The organism is Streptomyces longispororuber (genome assembly GCF_014656095.1).
GTDB classification, from domain to species: Bacteria; Actinomycetota; Actinomycetes; order Streptomycetales; family Streptomycetaceae; genus Streptomyces; species Streptomyces longispororuber.
This window is the reverse complement of sequence record NZ_BNBT01000005.1, coordinates 41,113-56,038: the sequence shown is the minus strand read 5'-3', so window position 1 is coordinate 56,038 and position 14,926 is coordinate 41,113. Positions and strand designations below refer to the sequence as shown.

Annotated in this window: 15 protein-coding genes; 9 read left to right on the top strand and 6 right to left on the bottom strand. The window is 76.0% G+C overall.

Annotated features, from left to right (window positions below; genetic code table 11):
• Positions 1 to 83 precede the first annotated feature (83 nt).
• From IE330_RS02875 to IE330_RS02860, 4 genes are all read left to right on the top strand, one after another.
• A complete protein-coding gene (locus IE330_RS02875; RefSeq protein WP_229925330.1) occupies positions 84 to 1,745 on the top strand; it encodes an FAD/NAD(P)-dependent oxidoreductase in 1,662 nt (553 codons plus the stop codon).
• 88 nt (positions 1,746 to 1,833) lie between these two features.
• Complete coding sequence (locus IE330_RS02870; protein ID WP_190134213.1) at positions 1,834 to 2,766, top strand: dihydrodipicolinate synthase family protein; 933 nt, start codon at positions 1,834 to 1,836, stop codon at positions 2,764 to 2,766.
• A 29-nt stretch (positions 2,767 to 2,795) separates the two neighbouring features.
• Positions 2,796 to 3,800: a proline racemase family protein gene (locus tag IE330_RS02865; protein WP_190134212.1), complete on the top strand. Its 1,005-nt coding sequence runs from the start codon at positions 2,796 to 2,798 to the stop codon at positions 3,798 to 3,800.
• Between the two features lie 152 nt (positions 3,801 to 3,952).
• Complete coding sequence (locus tag IE330_RS02860; protein WP_190134211.1) at positions 3,953 to 4,672, top strand: GntR family transcriptional regulator; 720 nt, start codon at positions 3,953 to 3,955, stop codon at positions 4,670 to 4,672.
• Positions 4,673 to 4,735: 63 nt separating this feature from the next.
• Here the strand turns inward: IE330_RS02860 and IE330_RS02855 are convergent, their stop codons facing one another.
• Positions 4,736 to 5,206, bottom strand: coding sequence for a MarR family winged helix-turn-helix transcriptional regulator (locus IE330_RS02855; RefSeq protein WP_190134210.1), 471 nt, complete (start codon positions 5,204 to 5,206; stop codon positions 4,736 to 4,738).
• A 280-nt stretch (positions 5,207 to 5,486) separates the two neighbouring features.
• On the opposite strand from IE330_RS02855, the gene IE330_RS02850 reads away from it, so the two are divergent.
• Positions 5,487 to 6,308 carry an NAD(P)H-binding protein gene (locus IE330_RS02850; RefSeq protein ID WP_190134209.1) on the top strand — a complete coding sequence of 274 codons (822 nt, stop codon included), beginning with the start codon at positions 5,487 to 5,489 and terminating at the stop codon, positions 6,306 to 6,308.
• Positions 6,309 to 6,329: 21 nt separating this feature from the next.
• Here the strand turns inward: IE330_RS02850 and IE330_RS02845 are convergent, their stop codons facing one another.
• From IE330_RS02845 to IE330_RS02835, 3 genes are read right to left on the bottom strand one after another with little or no spacing between them, the layout of a single operon-like run.
• Positions 6,330 to 6,851 (bottom strand): hypothetical protein, encoded by a 522-nt coding sequence (locus IE330_RS02845; RefSeq protein WP_190134208.1) that lies wholly within the window; start codon positions 6,849 to 6,851, stop codon positions 6,330 to 6,332.
• A 3-nt stretch (positions 6,852 to 6,854) separates the two neighbouring features.
• Complete coding sequence (locus IE330_RS02840) at positions 6,855 to 7,490, bottom strand: 2'-5' RNA ligase family protein (RefSeq protein ID WP_190134207.1); 636 nt, start codon at positions 7,488 to 7,490, stop codon at positions 6,855 to 6,857.
• A gap of 46 nt (positions 7,491 to 7,536) precedes the next feature.
• Complete coding sequence (locus IE330_RS02835) at positions 7,537 to 8,058, bottom strand: CGNR zinc finger domain-containing protein (protein ID WP_190134206.1); 522 nt, start codon at positions 8,056 to 8,058, stop codon at positions 7,537 to 7,539.
• 67 nt (positions 8,059 to 8,125) lie between these two features.
• On the opposite strand from IE330_RS02835, the gene IE330_RS02830 reads away from it, so the two are divergent.
• The gene (locus IE330_RS02830; protein WP_190134205.1) at positions 8,126 to 9,400 is read left to right on the top strand and encodes an MFS transporter; all 1,275 of its coding nucleotides are present in this window, start codon (positions 8,126 to 8,128) and stop codon (positions 9,398 to 9,400) included.
• Here the strand turns inward: IE330_RS02830 and IE330_RS02825 are convergent.
• Positions 9,374 to 10,654 carry an MFS transporter gene (locus IE330_RS02825; RefSeq protein WP_190134204.1) on the bottom strand — a complete coding sequence of 427 codons (1,281 nt, stop codon included), beginning with the start codon at positions 10,652 to 10,654 and terminating at the stop codon, positions 9,374 to 9,376. The two genes, IE330_RS02830 and IE330_RS02825, sit on opposite strands and share 27 nt — an antisense overlap.
• A gap of 56 nt (positions 10,655 to 10,710) precedes the next feature.
• Here IE330_RS02825 and IE330_RS02820 point away from each other — a divergent pair, with 56 nt between their 5' ends.
• From IE330_RS02820 to IE330_RS02810, 3 genes are all read left to right on the top strand, one after another.
• On the top strand, positions 10,711 to 11,697 hold the full coding sequence (locus tag IE330_RS02820) for an ArsR/SmtB family transcription factor (RefSeq protein WP_190134203.1): 987 nt from the start codon (positions 10,711 to 10,713) through the stop codon (positions 11,695 to 11,697).
• 324 nt (positions 11,698 to 12,021) lie between these two features.
• Positions 12,022 to 12,315 (top strand): hypothetical protein, encoded by a 294-nt coding sequence (locus IE330_RS02815; RefSeq protein WP_190134202.1) that lies wholly within the window; start codon positions 12,022 to 12,024, stop codon positions 12,313 to 12,315.
• Positions 12,316 to 12,459: 144 nt separating this feature from the next.
• A complete protein-coding gene (locus IE330_RS02810; RefSeq protein ID WP_229925311.1) occupies positions 12,460 to 13,080 on the top strand; it encodes a nucleoside deaminase in 621 nt (206 codons plus the stop codon).
• Between the two features lie 122 nt (positions 13,081 to 13,202).
• Here IE330_RS02810 and IE330_RS02805 read toward each other — a convergent pair whose 3' ends face one another.
• A complete protein-coding gene (locus IE330_RS02805; protein ID WP_190134201.1) occupies positions 13,203 to 14,744 on the bottom strand; it encodes an erythromycin esterase family protein in 1,542 nt (513 codons plus the stop codon).
• Positions 14,745 to 14,926: the final 182 nt, after the last annotated feature.

Genomic DNA, 14,926 nt, shown 5'->3' with positions numbered 1-14,926 from the left:
GGTGCACCACGGACGGGCCGACGCCGGACACCCACGGGCCGGGCCCCGCCCCCGCCCCGCCCGCCGAACCCTGCGACCTCGCGGTGATCGGCGCGGGTCCGGCAGGGCTCGCGGGTGCCGTGGCCGCGTCCGGGCTCGGCCTCTCCGTGACCCTGCTGGACGGCGCGGACCGGCCGGGCGGCCAGTTCCACCGCCACCCCGATCCGGCGCTGGGCGCGGCGCGTCCCGGGGCCCTCCACCACGACTGGTCCGTCTTCACGGGCCTGTACCACCGCCTGACCTCCAGCGCGGTGACCCGCCTGACCGGCCACCACGTATGGACCGTCGTACGCGACGGCGACCTCTGGGCGGTGCACGCGGTCACCGGCCCGGACGGCGACGGCGACGGCGACGGGGACGGCGACAGGGACGGGGACAGTGACGACGGCGCCGGCGACGGAGGCCGCCCGGTGTGCGTGCGCGCCCGCGCGGTGCTCTTCGCGACCGGCTCCCACGAACGCCATCTGCCCTTCCCCGGCTGGACCCTGCCGGGCGTGGTGGCCGCCGGTGGTGCTCAGGCGATGCTGAAGTCGGGCCTCGTGCTTCCCGGCCGCCGGGTCGTGGTGGCGGGCAGCGGTCCGCTGCTCCTTGCGGTGGCCTCGGCCCTGGCCGCGGCGGGCGCCCGCGTCCCCGTGGTGGTGGAGGCGTCGGCCTACCGCGCGTACGCCCGCGTGCCGCGCGCCCTGCTCGCCGCCCCGCACAAGCTGGTGGAGGGCGCGGCCCACGGCGCGGCGCTGCTGCGCCACCGGGTGCCGCTGCGCACCCGCAGCGCGGTGACCCGCGCCCACGGCACCGACCGGGTGGAGGCGGTCACCGTCTCCCGGCTCGACCGCCACTGGCGGCCCGTGCCGGGCACCGGCCGCCGTATCGCCTGTGACGCGCTCGCCGTCGGCCACGGCCTGGTGCCGCAGGTGGAGCTGGCCCTCGGGCTCGGCTGCGCGACGCGGCGGACGCCGGACGGGACGTACGCCCTCGTCCTGGACGGCGTGCAGGCCACCACGGTCCCCGGGGTGTTCGCCGCGGGCGAGACCGGCGGCGTGGGCGGTGCCCAACTCGCCTATACCGAGGGCGAGCTGGCGGGTGTCGCCGCGGCGGCCCACCTGCTCGGCCGGTCCGCGCTCGTCCGCACGGCACGCGTGCGCGAGCTGGGGCGGCGGCGCGCCCGGCTGCGCGCCTTCGCCGACGCCATGGCCCGCGCGCACGCGCCCGGCCCCGGCTGGACCCGCTGGCTCGACGACGGCACGGACGTCTGCCGCTGCGAGGAGGTCACCGCGGGGCGCGTCCGCGAGGCCGTCGCCGACTACGGCGCCCGGGACGCGCGCACCGTCAAGCTCCTCACGCGCGCGGGCATGGGCTGGTGCCAGGGCCGTGTGTGCGGCACGGCCGTGGCCTGCCTGGCGGAGGCGGCACCCGGCCCCCGGCAGCCGCCGTCCCCGGAGCGCAGACCGCTCGCCGCACCGGTGCCCCTGGGAGTGCTCGCGGCCCTTGACACGGAGGAGACCGGGACGCGGGACCCAGACCCGGACCCCGACCCCGACCCTGACCCTGACCCCGACGACCATCCCTCACACGACACCGCCATCGCCACCGCCACCGCCACCGCCGACATCACCGCCACCACCGCCACCGCCACCGCCGACACCCCTGCCGAGGACTCCGCCACGGCCACCGACGCCCAGGCGTGCTCCCCGCCCGACGAGCAGTAGGACCGGGGCGCAAGACGCCCCCTCAGCCCTGGCCCGCCCGCAGCCCCTGCCCTCCACGCCACACGTCACACCACAGAAGGGCCCCTTCATGACGTCCCTGACGACGCCCCCCTCCCCCGCCGCCTCCTGGACCCCCGACCTCCCGTGGCGCGGCCTCATGGTCGCCACCGCGCTCCCGTTCCGCGACGACCTGTCCGTCGACCACGACGCGTACGCCGAGCACGTGCGCCGCCTCCTCGACCACGGCTGCGACGGCGTCGTGCCGAACGGCTCCCTCGGCGAGTACCAGACCCTCACCGCCGACGAGCGCGCCCGCGTGGTGCGGACCGCCGTCGAGGCCGCGGGCGACGGTGCCCGGGTGATGCCCGGCGTCTCCGCGTACGGCGGCGCCGAGGCCCGCCGCTGGGCCGAGCACGCGGCCGGACTGGGCTGCGGCAGTGTCCTGGCGCTGCCGCCCAACGCCTACCGGGCCGACGCGCGGGCCGTGCGCGCCCACTACGCCGAGGTGGCCGCGGCCGGGCTGCCCGTCGTGGCCTACAACAACCCGCTCGACACCAGGGTCGACCTGACCCCGGACCTGCTCGCCGACCTGTGTGCCGCGGGCCACGTCGTGGCGGTCAAGGAGTTCAGCGGCGACGTGCGCCGCGCGTACGAGATCGCCGAACTCGCGCCCGGGCTCGACCTGTTGGCCGGTGCCGACGACGTCCTGCTGGAGCTCTCCCTCGCCGGTGCCGTCGGCTGGGTCGCCGGGTACCCCAACGCCTTCCCCGCCTCCTGCGCCGAGCTCTACCGCGCCGCGACCGCCAGGGACACGGCCGCGGCCCTGCCGCTCTACCGGTCCCTGCACCCACTCCTGCGGTGGGACTCGAAGACCGAGTTCGTCCAGGCCATCAAGGCGTCCATGGACGTCGTCGGGTTCCGCGGCGGCCCCACCCGGCCGCCGCGCCTGCCGCTCACCGCGGACGCCGGCGCCCGCGTGCGGGCCGCCACGGAGAAGGCCGTCGCCGACGGCCACCGCTGACGACCACCGCTGATCCCAGGGAGACTTCCATGCGGACGCGTCGCGTCTTCCACGCCGTGGACTCGCACACCGAGGGCATGCCCACGCGCGTGATCACCGGCGGCGTCGGGGTCGTCCCCGGCGCCACCATGGCCGAACGCAGGCTCCACTTCATCGACCACCTCGACCACCTGCGCACCCTGCTGATGTACGAGCCGCGCGGGCACGCCGCGATGAGCGGCGCGATCCTCCAGCCGCCCACCCGCCCCGACGCCGACCACGGCGTGCTCTTCATCGAGGTCTCCGGGCTGCTCCCGATGTGCGGGCACGGCACCATCGGCGTGGCCACCGTGCTCGTCGAGACCGGCATGGTCACCGTGACCGAACCCGTCACCACGGTCCGGCTCGACACCCCGGCGGGCCTGGTCACCGTCGACGTACAGGTCGAGGACGGGGCGGCGCGGGCGGTCACGCTCACCAACGTGCCCGCGTTCTGCGTCGGCCTCGACCGCAAGGTGGACGTACCGGGGTACGGGACGGTGACGTACGACCTCGCCTTCGGCGGCAACTTCTACGCGTTCGTCGAACTCGGCGCCCTGGGGCTGCCGTTCGACCGGGCCCGCAAGGACGAGCTGCTCGCGGCGGGCCTCGCCGTCATGGCGGCGGTCAACGCGTCCGACGAGCGGCCCGCGCACCCGCTGCACCCGGAGATCAGCGGCCTGAAACACGTCTACCTCGCCGCCCCCGGCTCCGACGCGCGCCGCTCGCGGCACGCCATGGCCATCCACCCCGGCTGGTTCGACCGCTCCCCGTGCGGGACGGGAACCTCCGCGCGGATGGCCCAACTGCACGCCCGCGGCGCCCTGCCGCTGCACCAGGACTTCGTCAACGAGTCGTTCATCGGTACGGAGTTCACCGGCCGCCTCGTCGCCGAGACGGACGTCGGCGGCGTCCCCGCCGTCGTGCCGCGCGTCACCGGACGCGCCTGGATCACCGGCACGGCCCAGTACTTCCTCGACCCCGACGACCCGTTCCCCGGGGGGTTCCTGCTGTGACCCGCACCGGTACCGGCCGGGCCCCGCCGGGGCCGCGGCGACGACAACGTGACATTGTACGCTGGTGATCCGCCCCGCCCCGGGCGCCACGTCACGGTGCGAGCGGCCGTGAGCGGCTGTGCGCGGCGGGGTCACGAAGGGACACCACGACCATGGGCCACCTCAAGCAGCGCAACCTCATCACCACCCGGGAGCGCCTGCGCGACCAGGTGGCCCACGCCCTGCGGGCGGCGCTCATCTCGGGCGAACTCCGCCCGGGCGAGGTGTACTCGGCGCCGGGCCTCGCGGAGGACTTCGGCATCTCCGCGACGCCGGTGCGCGAGGCGATGCTGGACCTGGCGCGCGAGGGCCTCGTCGAGCCGGTGCGCAACAAGGGGTTCCGGGTCACCGAGGTCAACGAGCGCGACCTGGACGAGTACACGGAGATCCGCACCCTCATCGAGGTCCCCATGACCGGCCGGATCACCCGTACCGCGGACCGCGCGGACCTGGAGGCGCTGCGGCCGGTCGCCGAGGAGATCGTGGCCGCGGCCCGCGACCACGACCTCATCGGCTATCTGGAGGCCGACCGCCGCTTCCACCTCTCCCTGCTGGCGCTCGGCGGCAACGACCGCCTGGTGGAGACGGTCGGCGACCTGCGCAAGCGCTCCCGCCTGTACGGTCTGACCGCCCTGGACGAGAGCGGCCGGCTGCTGCCGTCGGCGCGGGAGCACCTGGAGCTGCTCGACCTGATGGTGGCGGGCGACGCGCGGGGCGCGGAGGCCTGCATGACGCGCCACCTCGGCCACGTCCGCTCCCTGTGGGCGGAGGGCGCCCCCGAGCGCCGCAGGCCCACCCGCCACGGCCTGACCGTCCGCCTGAGCCAGGGCTGAGCCCGGCAGCACACCGGGCCCTAACCTGCCCGGAGGCGGGACCGGTTCAGGCGCGGCGGTTCGTCATCGCCCCGGCGATGAACCGAGGCGGCGGGCCTGGTCCCGGCCGACCTCCGCGGCCCGGTGGAGGTAGTCCGCGATGACCTCCAACTGCTCGTCGCTGTAGCTCTCCAGGACCGCGCCGAACGCCGTGCCCGGGGCCTCCCAGGCCCGCGCGAGCCGCTCCCCCGCGTCGGGCACCAGCGCGACCAGGGCCCGCCTGCGGTCCTCCGGGTCGCTGCGGCGCTCCACGAACCCCGCCTTCTCCAGCCGGTCGACCAGGCGGGAGGCCGAGCCGGAGGCCAGGCCGGTGAGGCGGGCGATGTCGCCGGTGGTGACCGGGCCGGGCTCCAGGTCGAGCAGCGCCAGGCACTGCACGTCGGTGGGGTGCAGCCCGACCCGGTCGGCCATGGCCTGGTTGAACAGCGTGTACGCGGCGTAGTGCCGTTGGCTTTCCGCGATCACACGGGCCAGCAGCTCCGGGCGGTTCGGCATCCTGCGTCTCCCCAGAAAAATATGCGTGGCGAAGATGTTGCACCACGATGTATCTTCGTGGCGAAGCTTATTCGCCACGCGGGCATTCTATCCGGGCTCGCCCGGGGACACGCTTCGCCGACTTCCCCGGGGACACGCCTCCCTGGGCCACCCAATGCGGGACCGGTGCTCCGCGCCGCCCGCCCGCGGACCTCGCGGCGCCCCCGCACCCCGCCGGACCGGTTCCCGGCTCCCCGCGCGTGCCCGCGCCCGCACCCCACCACCGGAAGGAACTCCAACCATGACCGTCCTCGTCACCGGAAGCCGCGGCGCCGTCGCCCGCCGCCTCACCGCCCTGCTGCGCGAGCACGGGGTCGCCGTGCGCGCGGCGTCGCGGCAGCCCGAAGGCCCGGACACCGTCCCCTGCGACCTGACCGACCCCACCACCTTCGCGGCCGCGCTCAAGGGCGTGACCTCGGTCTTCCTGTACGCCGAGCCGTCGTGCGCCGGCGCCTTCGCCGAGGAGGCCGCCGCGGCCGGCGTCGAGCACGTCGTCCTGCTGTCGTCCTCCGCGGTCCTCGCCCCCGACGCCGCCGACAACCCCATGGCCAGGTCCCACCTGGACGCGGAGACCGCCCTGGAGCCCGCCCCGTTCCGTACGACCTTCCTGCGCCCCGGGGCGTTCGCCGCCAACGCGCTGGCGTGGAGCTGGAGCCTGCGGGCAGGACGGCCGGTCAGCCTCCCCTACCCGAACTCGCACAGCGACCCGATCCACGAGGCCGACGTGGCGCGGGCCGCGTTCGCCGTGCTCACCGACCCCGCCCTCGGCGGCCGCCCGTACGTCCTGACCGGTCCGGAGTCGCTGACCTTCGCCGAGCAGATCGCCGTCCTGAGCCGGGTCATGGGCCGCGACGTGCCCGTGCGGGAGGTCGGCCGCGAGGAGTGGAAGAAGGAGGTGGCGGATTACATGCCGCCGGGCTTCGCCGACTGCCTGCTGGACTGGTGGCGGGCCCACGACGGCACACCCGTCGAACTCACCCGCTGCGTCGAGCAGTTGACCGGCCGACCGGCCCGCTCCTTCGCCACCTGGGCCCGCGACCACGCCGCCGACTTCACGGGGTGAGGCCCGGCCGCGCGGCCCGGGTCACGGGTTGCAGTTGAGCACCGTGCCCTCGTTGACGAAGCAGGTGTCGACGCCTTCGTTGCCGTCGACGACGCCCTCGTTCAGCAGGACCTGGAGCCGGTCGTCGCCCGGGTTGCCGTGGATCCTGCCCGACGGGCCGTTGAAGGAGGCGACGACGTCGTCGTTGCCGTCACCGGCCTGGACGAGGCCGGTGTTCTCCTCCTCGACGCGGATGGTGTCGGCGCCCCGGTTGCCGTTGACGACACCGGCGCGGTTGAAGGTGACCCGCACGGTGTCGCGGCCGTCGTACCCGAAGACCACGTCGCCGGGGCCGAGGCTGTCGCAGCGGATGTCGTCGTCGCCGTTCGTTCCGTTGATCTCCGGTCCGGGCTGCGGCTGCCCGTTGACGACGCAGCCCGTCGCCACGGGGGCCGCGCCGACGGGCGCGGCCCAGGCGGAGAGGCCGAGGGCCGCCACCACGGCGGCGAGCCGCGCCGCTCGGCGGGCGAGGGCGCGGACCGGACGTGTGCTCGCGTTGTCCATGCCTCAAGCGTCGGGCGGGCGGGCCGAGTTGTCAGCGCCCCTGCACCGGACATCACCCGTACGCGTGAGGGCGCCCGCGGGGCGCGCACCGCCGCCGAGGGGGTACGCCGTCCGGTCCCGCCAGCGCGCGCCGTCCCAGGTGATCAAGTGGACGGCGGCCACGGCGCACGTCAGCGGCAGCGCGGGCGTCAGCTCGGCCTCCAGGGCGGCGTACGCGGCGTCCTGCGTCGCGGGGCCCTCGCTGTTGGCGACCGTCAGGTGCGGCGCGAGGCCGGCGCCGAAGATCCCCCGGTACGGGACCGCCTCCGGCCAGCGCCCGGTCAGGTCCTTGGTGAGCGCCACGACCGGGTCGTGCGGCCAGGGGTCGAGGTAGAGCACGCCGGGGTAGCGGCCGAACTCGGTGAACGTCAGCTCGAACGCGGCGTGCGCGGCGAAGAGGGTGGAGAGGTCACGCTCCACCCGGGCATCGACACGGCTCTCGTGCAGGAAGGGGTAGAGCACGGTGACGTGCGCCGGGAACCCGGCCCTGACCAAGGGGTCGGCCTCGGGGACCTTGATGGTGAGGGCCGTGTCCCCCACGGTGTCGGGCCACCCGTCCGCCCCCCGGTCCCGCCGGGCCGCGCGCCCGTCTGTGCTCATGACGGGCCATGATCCCACCGCCGCGGCGGCGGGCCCGCGGGCGGGGTCACCGTCCGGCGCGCGCCCGGTGGCGGCGTACCGCGTCCCGGTTGGCGCACCGGTGCGAGCAGTAGCGGCGCACCCCGGTGCGCGAGGTGTCGGCGAAGGTCGTGACGCACTCGGTGACGGCGCAGCGCCGCAGCCGGTGCATGCCCCGGCCCACCAGGTGCAGCGCGGTGCCGACGGCGATCAGCGCGTACAGGAGGGAGCCGAGCGACTGGTGGTCGTCGCGGTAGTGGAGGTGCCAGCCGTCGCCCGCGTGGTCGGTGAGCCGGGGGTGGCTCGTGCCGGCCGCCAGCATCGCGTTGAGCAGGGCGGCGCGCTCCGGCTCGGCGGCGGCGTCGACGACCTCCTCCCACGCGTCGAGGAGGGCCAGGACCCGGTCCAGGTCCTCGGGCACGGCGGGGCGTTCCAGGGTCAGTCCGGCGGCACGGCAGCGTGCCGCGAGCTCCTGGGGGCTCTCCGGGCGCCGGTTCGCCAGGTCCGCGGCCAGTCGGACCGCGTCCACACCGTAAGGGTTGAGCTGCACAAGACTATTACAGCACTGTCGTGGCCATGCAGAACACCGGTGCCGCCCACCCGCGTGCGGGGCGGCCATGAGCCTTCCGTCCGCCCTGTCCAAGGCGCTGCCTCCCGCGGGTCCGCGGCGCGTCATCGCCGCCTCCAACTTCGTCAACACCGTCGGCAGCGGCCTCTACCTGACCGCCGGGGTGCTGTACTTCACGCAGGCGGTCGCCCTGCCCGCGCACCAGGTGGGTCTCGGCCTCGGCATCGCGGGGTGCGTCTCGCTGGCCGCGGGCATCGCCGTCGGCCACCTCGCGGACCGGCGCGGAGCCCGGGGCGTGTACGCCGCCACCCTCGCCGTCCAGGCCCTCGCCACGGCAGCGTTCGTGCTGGTGGACGGCTTCTGGCCGTTCGTCGTCGCGGTGAGCGTGGCCACCGGGGCGAAGGCCGCGGGGGTCGCGGCGCGCAGCCCGCTCATCCGCCACCACGGGGGCGAGCGGCCGCAGGAGTTCCGCGCGTACCTGCGGGCCGTGACGAACGTCGGCATCTCCCTGGGCGCCCTGCTGGCGGGCGTGGCCGTGCACGCCGGCACGCTCACCGCGTACCACCTGCTGGTCGTCGGCAACGCGCTCGCGTTCGCCGCCTCGGCGGTGCTCGTGCTGCCGCTGCCGCCGGTCAGGCCGGTGCCCGTCGCGCCCGGGCCGCGCCGGGCCGCCCTGCGCGACGGGCCCTACCTGGTCCTGACCGTTCTCGACGGGGTCATGGCGGTGCAGTTCAAGGTGCTCACGGTGGCGCTGCCGCTGTGGCTGGTCGAGGCCACCACCGCCCCGTCCTGGCTGGTGTCGGGCACCATGCTCGTCAACACCGTCATCGTCGTCGCCCTCCAGGTGCGGGCGAGCCGCGGCGTCGACTCCCCCGCGGCGGGCGGGCGCGCCTACCGCCGCTCGGGGGTGGCCTTCCTCGCCTCCTGCGCGCTGATCTCCCTGGCCGCGGGCCCGCCGACGTGGGCCGCCGTGACGCTGCTCCTGGTCGCCGTGGTCGTCCACGCCGTGGGCGAACTGTGGCACGCGGCGGCCGGGTTCGAGGTCTCCTTCGCGCTCGCCCCGCCGGGCGCCACCGGCCAGTACCTGGGCGTGTTCGGCCTGGGCGCGGGCCTGGCGGAGGCTCTCGGACCGGGCCTGCTCCTCTCCCTGTGCGTCACGTGGGGCCGTCCCGGCTGGTACGTCGTGGGGGCGCTGTTCGCCGTGACGGGCCTGGCGGCTCCGCTCGCGGTCCGCCGGGCCGAGCGCGCGCAGCGGGCCGCACAGGCCTTCGTAGCACCACCGTTGGCGCAGGCCGGGCTAGGGGGCGCGCTCCGTCGCCGGTGACGGAGCGGGCGGCTGCGCGAGCGCCGGGAGCTCCCGCAGGGCGCGCACCGGTGAGCCGAAGACCGGCAGGAACGCGCACGTCAGGCAGATCGCACCGGTCCACACCGCCGCGCGTACGCCGACCAGTTCGCCGATGACACCGGCGAGGACCGAGCCGATCGCCAGGGCGCCGGTGAGCAGGAAGCGGAAGGTGGCGTTCATGCGGCCGAGGAGCGGGTCGGGGGTGAGGTGCTGGCGCAGGGTGACGCCCAGGACGTTGTCGAGGCCCGTGCGGGCCGTGGCGAGCAGCCAGCCCGCGCCCGCCACCCACAGCCAGGGCCCGTCCCCGACCAGCCCCACGGCCAGGCCCGCGGGGGCGAGCCACAGCCCGGCGAGGGCCATCGCCCGGCCGTGGCCGAGGCGGGCCGCGAGGCGGCGGGCGCAGAGCGCGCCGACCAGCAGACCGAGGCCGCCCACCGCCCAGTACAGGCCGAGCGCCCCGGCGGGCAGGCCGAGTTCACGGGCGAACAGGACCGGAAGGACGGCGTTGACCAACTGCCCGCCGAGGTTGTTCAGCGTCGCGCCGAGGGCCATGGCCCGCAGCTCGGGGCGGCCGAACACGTGCCGCAGCCCCTCCGCGATCTCCGCGCGCAGCCGCCGCCGGGCGCCGGGCGCCGCGGCGGGCGCGTGCCCCCGGCCGATCCGGGTGAGGCCGACCGCGGAGGCGAGGTAGGCGACCGCGCCCGCCGCGAGCGCCAGGGGCGCCGTGAACGCCTGGACCACGAGGCCGCCCGCGCCGCGCCCGGCGATGTTGGCGCCCGCCATCAGGCCCATGACCGCGGTGTTCGCCCGCACCAGGCGGTCGCGCCCGACGAGGTCGGGCAGGACGCTCTGCGAGCCGACGTCGAAGAACACGGTGGCGGCGCCGTTCAGCAGCACGACCGCGTACAACTGCGGCAGCGACAGCGCGTCCAGCCACCAGGCCACGGGCACGGACGCGAGCAGCAGGGCGCGGGCCGCGTCCGCGGCGACCAGGACGCGGCGGCCCGGCAGCCGGTCCACCCAGGCCCCCGCGGGCAGGCCGATGAGCAGGAAGGCCGCGGTGGACAGCGCGGCGAGGGCGCCCACCTGGCCCGGCCCGGCGTCGAGGGCGGTGACGGCGAGCAGGGGGACGGCCACGTAGCCGACGTTGGTGCCGAGGTGGCTGAGGGCGCCGGCCGCGAACAGCGTCCGGAAGTCCCGCAGCCCCCACGGGGAGCCGTGTGCGGAGGTCATGCGGGGCACGATGCGGGGCGGCGGGCGCCACGGCCCAGTGATTTAGCCTGAGCTGAATGATCGAGATCGCATTCGGTACGGAGGACGTGGCCCGGACCCGCTTCGCGCTGTCCCCGCTGTGGGAAGTGGTGGCGAGCGTCCGGGTGTTGAAGGGCGCGGACGAGCACGGCCTGCACCGCGCCTGGGTGCGGCAGGTGCGGCCGCGGCTCGCGGCGTCGGGCGTCGACCTGTCGCCGCTGTTCGACCTCGTTCCGGTACCGGCGCACGCGCCGTGGGCGGGGTACGTGCCCGGCTTCCTCTGCCCGCCGCCCACGACGCCGCTGCCGTCGCTTGCGGTGGAGCTGGCCACGGTGCGCGGCACGCCGCCGGCGCTGCTGCGCACCAAGGCCGACGTACCGCCCGCGCGCATGGCGGCGCTGCGCGCGGACCCCGAGGCGGAACTCGGCCGCCTCGCGGACGTGATCGAGGCGTACTGGGAGCTGGCCCTCGCCCCGTACTGGTCGCGGGTGCTCACCCTCCTGGAGGACGACATCCGCTACCGCGCGAGCCGCCTGGTGGACGGGGGCGCCCAGCGGCTGTTCCAGGACCTCGACCCCCAGGTGACCTGGGCGGGCGGCACGCTGCACCTGGAGCACCGCACCGCGCGCGGCTCGCGCCGCCTCGACGGCCGGGGCCTGCTCCTGGTGCCGTCGGCCTTCGTGTGGCCGCGTGTCTTCTCGGTCCTCAACGAGCCCTGGCAGCCGTCGCTGCGGTACCCGCCGCGGGGCGTGGGCACGCTCTGGCAGTCCCGGCCGGTGCGGGTCTCCGACGCGCTGGCGGGGGTGGTGGGCCGGGCCCGGGCGGTCCTGCTCGCGGAGCTGTCCGCCCCCGCGTCGACCACCGACCTGGCCCGGCGCACCGGCCTCACGCCCGGGGGCGTCTCCCAGCACCTCACGCTGCTGCGCACGGCGGGCCTGGTGAGCGCCCACCGCTCGGGCCGCCACGTGCTGTACGCGCGGACCCGGGCGGGCGAGACGCTGGCCCAGGCGCCGGGGGCGGGCTGAGCGGGTGCCGCCCCCGGCGGGAGCGGCGTACGGCGGCCTCCGGTCAGACGGCGTACGGCATGCCCCGGTCAGACGGCGTACGGCAGCCTTCGGGCGACCGGCGTGTACGGCAGCCTCCGGGCAGCCGCGTGGCCACGGCGGCGCGTGGGAGCGCCCACGGGTGTCGGACGGCTCGCGGGAGGGCGCGAGGGCCTTCCGGCGCCCCTCGGCTGCCTCGTCCGGCCCCCGCCGGGCGTCGTCGTACGGGCGGGGCCCGGGTAGGCAGCCAGGGGATCGCGTCGACGGGAGCGGTCGCCGCGCAGCGAGCGGACAGCGGAGGACGACATGGCCATCATCGTCACGTTCGACATCCCGGGCGTCGGGCAGGAGCTCTACGACGCGTGCGTCAGCCGGCTCACCGACGGCGGCGAGTTCACCTCGCTCGCCGACGTTCCCGCGCCGGGCCTGATCTCCCACGCGGCCGGACCGGTCGACGGCGGCTGGCGGATCGTCGACGTGTGGGAGTCCGAGGAGGCGCTGGAGAACTTCGCGAAGGTCCTGCAGCCGGTCCTCGCCGACCTGGGCCACGCCGACGTGGAGCCGCAGATCATCCCGGCGCACAACGTCGTCACCCACTGACCCGCGCCCGCGGCACCCCGGGCCGGGCCGTCCGCGCCGGGGGTGGCGTGTGCCGCCGTGCGGCGGCGTCCGAACGGGGTGCGGGGCCGGGGCGGGGGCAGGGCCTCCGTGGGTGCGCGGGGCCGGGCTGCTACATCAGGTCGGATGACCCCTGTCTTCTGTACGCGGCGCCGGTTCCTGTCCGTGGCGTCATCCGTGGCGTCATCCGCGGTGGCGGTTCCGTCGGCTACGGGGAGCGCCCCGTCCGACGAGCGGCCCGACGGGCAGTGGTGGACCGGGCCGTGGCCGACCGGCCTGCGGGCCGCGGCGGTACGGGCGATGCCCGCGGCGGTGGCGTACGCGCGCTCGGGGCGGTGGCCGTTCGGTGCGGTCCTGGTCGCCGCGGACAGCGGGGAGGTGGTGGCGGGCGCCGCCAACACCGTGCAGGACGAGGACCCCACCGCGCACGCGGAGATGAACGTGCTGCGCTCCGCCACCGCGCGGGGCCTGTCGATGGCGCGCCACGTCGTGGTCAGTACGGCGGAGCCGTGCCCGATGTGCGCGGGCGCGCTGCTGTGGGCCGGGGTCCGCGCGGTGGTGTTCGGCACGTCCAGCGCCCGGATCGCGGCCCTCGGCGTCCCTCAGATCGCCCTGCCCTTCGAGACGGTCGCCCGCCACTCGACGCTGGGGCCGCACCCCGCGGTGGGCGGCGGGGTACGCACCGACCTGACGGACCCGCTGTACCGGGCCATGGCCCGGAGGCGCCGACGGGGCCGCGCCGGGTAGGGCCGGGGCGGCCGCCCCGATGAAGGACAGCCGCGCGAGCGCGTCCTCGCCGTACACCCGGTATCCGGCGGGCGTCCGGTCGGCGGGCAGCAGCCCTGCACCCTCGTAGTCCGGAGCCCCACCTACGGGGTGCGAAGCTTCACGGCCTCGCGGACCCGGTGCAGATGGACGAGGACGTCGTAGGCCCGCCCGACGGCGAGCGTGGGGAGGGGGTCGGCCGTGAACACCGACCCGGCGTCGTAGACGGGGCGGGCGGTGCCCAGCCAGGAGCGGGCCGGGTCCGTGAGGGCGCGCAGGTCCAGGTAGTGGTCCCGGTGGTGGACCCGGTCGAGGGTGTGCTCGTGCATGCCGGGCGCGGCCGGGGGCACGGTGGTCTTCTTCCAGTCCCTGTCGAAGGGGGCGTCCTTGGTGAGGAAGGAGCCCCGGTTGAAGGTGAAGCCGATGGCGAGGTAGCCCCGCCCGAGGGCGTCGCGCAGGTAGGCGCCCTGGGTCCTGGGGTACATCTCGGGGTCGGTGGACAGGTAGCCCACGTGGCCGTTGTGCGCCGACAGGAGGATCTTGTCGCCGGTCCGGCGGTGCCACCAGGCGACGTTGTCGGCCATGGCCCGGTCGCGCAGGTGCTCCGCCGCGGCCACCGAGTCCGGGTCGGAGGGGTCGAGGGAGACGAAGGCGAAGGTCTGGGCGATGTTCCGGGCGTGCTGCACGGCCCACTCATGGTCCTCGCTCCGGGTGTGCGGCGCCGCCCGCTCATGGGGCTCGTCCCGGGTGGGCCGCGCCGCCCTCTCGCGCCCCCCGGTCCCGGGGCCGCGCTCCCCCTTCCCGGCGTGCCGCGTCCCCCGCTCGTGGTGCTCGCCGCCCGCGCCCGCGCGGGCGGTGACGAGGTCCAGCGCCTCCTGGGCCCGTACGGCGTTCCGCCGCCGCTCCGCGAGGGGCTTGCGCAGGTACGCGAAGACGTCGTCGAGCGGGCGGAGTTCCGCGTACAGCTCCTCCAGGCGCGGCAGCGACCGCGGGCACGCCTCACGCACGTACGAGGTCACCCGCGTGAAGATCCGGTCGCCGAGGGCGGGGGCGCCGATGTCGTCCCCCATGAAGCGCACCCCGCGTCGCGGACGGCGGCGGTTGTGGTCGCGCATCCAGCCGATGAGGCTCGCGAACTCCTCGCGCTCCCACGGCGAACCGGCCAGTGTCTCCGCTGCGACCTGCCGGGCGTCGCCCGCGCCGCCCTGGAGGAACTCGTCGATCCGCAGCCCCGCCGACCAGCTCATCTCCAAGGCGAAGGTGGTGAAGCCCTTCTTCTCGACGAGGTGGCGGAAGACCCGCTCCTTCATGGTGAAGAACTCGTGCGAGCCGTGCGTGGCCTCCCCGAGGCCGACCACCCTGGCGTCACCGATCATCGAGCCGAGCGCCCGCAGGTCGGTGGTACGGCCGCCCGGCTCGGTCGAGCGCAGCGGGTGGGCGGCCCGCTCCAAGGCCCGTACGGCGGCCGCCTCCTGGCCGGTGGTCCGCCGACCGGCGGCCCGGTGCACCGAGGCCGGTGCGGCCGCGCCCGCCACCGGTGCCGCCGGCACCGTGCCCGCGGCGGCCGTGGCCGCCGTGGCCGCCGTGGCCGCCGTGGCCACCAGCAGCTTCCGCCGCCCGATCCGCTGCTGCCCGTACGTCGTCATCCTCGTCGCTCCTCATCTCGTGCGCTCGCCACGGCCGTTGCTCTGATCATGGTGGGAGGAGAGGTGCGCATGCCCTGGGGGCGGCCTCCGAAGTCAGCGGGGGTTAGCCCCAGGCCGGGGACGGCGACGCCCCGTGGCCCTGGTGTCCGGTGTTCCGGGGCGGGCGTGGAGGATGAGACCCA

Coding starts and splice junctions, on each gene's coding strand:
- IE330_RS02860 (WP_190134211.1), top strand. CDS start 3,953: ATGGGCCACCTCAAGCAGCGCAACCTCATCACCACCCGGGAGCGCCTG.
- IE330_RS02855 (WP_190134210.1), bottom strand. CDS start 5,206: ATGCCGAACCGCCCGGAGCTGCTGGCCCGTGTGATCGCGGAAAGCCAA.
- IE330_RS02865 (WP_190134212.1), top strand. CDS start 2,796: ATGCGGACGCGTCGCGTCTTCCACGCCGTGGACTCGCACACCGAGGGC.
- IE330_RS02845 (WP_190134208.1), bottom strand. CDS start 6,851: ATGGACAACGCGAGCACACGTCCGGTCCGCGCCCTCGCCCGCCGAGCG.
- IE330_RS02830 (WP_190134205.1), top strand. CDS start 8,126: ATGAGCCTTCCGTCCGCCCTGTCCAAGGCGCTGCCTCCCGCGGGTCCG.
- IE330_RS02850 (WP_190134209.1), top strand. CDS start 5,487: ATGACCGTCCTCGTCACCGGAAGCCGCGGCGCCGTCGCCCGCCGCCTC.
- IE330_RS02820 (WP_190134203.1), top strand. CDS start 10,711: ATGATCGAGATCGCATTCGGTACGGAGGACGTGGCCCGGACCCGCTTC.
- IE330_RS02825 (WP_190134204.1), bottom strand. CDS start 10,654: ATGACCTCCGCACACGGCTCCCCGTGGGGGCTGCGGGACTTCCGGACG.
- IE330_RS02870 (WP_190134213.1), top strand. CDS start 1,834: ATGACGTCCCTGACGACGCCCCCCTCCCCCGCCGCCTCCTGGACCCCC.
- IE330_RS02815 (WP_190134202.1), top strand. CDS start 12,022: ATGGCCATCATCGTCACGTTCGACATCCCGGGCGTCGGGCAGGAGCTC.
- IE330_RS02840 (WP_190134207.1), bottom strand. CDS start 7,490: ATGAGCACAGACGGGCGCGCGGCCCGGCGGGACCGGGGGGCGGACGGG.
- IE330_RS02810 (WP_229925311.1), top strand. CDS start 12,460: ATGACCCCTGTCTTCTGTACGCGGCGCCGGTTCCTGTCCGTGGCGTCA.
- IE330_RS02805 (WP_190134201.1), bottom strand. CDS start 14,744: ATGACGACGTACGGGCAGCAGCGGATCGGGCGGCGGAAGCTGCTGGTG.